This window comes from Gilvimarinus gilvus (assembly GCF_030518155.1).
Classification (GTDB): Bacteria; Pseudomonadota; Gammaproteobacteria; order Pseudomonadales; family Cellvibrionaceae; genus Gilvimarinus; species Gilvimarinus gilvus.
Genome location: NZ_JAULRU010000386.1, coordinates 1 through 441 on the forward strand (window position 1 = coordinate 1; position 441 = coordinate 441).

Below are 441 nucleotides of genomic sequence, written 5' to 3' on the forward strand. Positions count from 1 at the left end.
GGCACGCCGGCAGCTTCCAGGCCGTGGATACGGATCGAGCCGCTGCTTGGCTGCTCGAAGCCGGCGATCAGGCGCAGGCAGGTGGTCTTGCCGGAGCCGGACGGGCCGAGCATGGAGAAGAACTCCCCATCGCTGATGTCGATGCTGACCTGGTCTACGGCCTTGACCTCGCCGAAGCTACGGGAAACCTGGGTGAACTGGACGGCTAGGGGCATACGCGGTTCTCTGTTGTTCTTGTCTTGCCTGTATCGGCCCTGTCCCCGGCAAGCCGGCCCCACAGGGATCACACCACAGGGCCGGAACAGGCGGAGAAACCCTCAGCGCCCACCCATGATGGCAATGTAATCTTGAGTCCAGCGGCTGTAGGGCACGAACTTGCCACCCTGGGCCTGCGGGGTTTTCCAGAAGGCGATCTTGTCGAAGTTGTCGAAGCCGTTGGTC

Annotated in this window: 1 protein-coding gene; it reads right to left on the reverse strand. The window is 63.0% G+C overall.

Translation table 11 applies throughout. The features are described 5' to 3' along the window. Positions 1-215, reverse strand: a 215-nt coding sequence (locus QWI17_RS06695) for an ATP-binding cassette domain-containing protein (RefSeq protein WP_302721756.1), incomplete at its 3' end; no start/stop codon positions are given. Between the last annotated feature and the right edge of the window lie 226 nt (positions 216-441).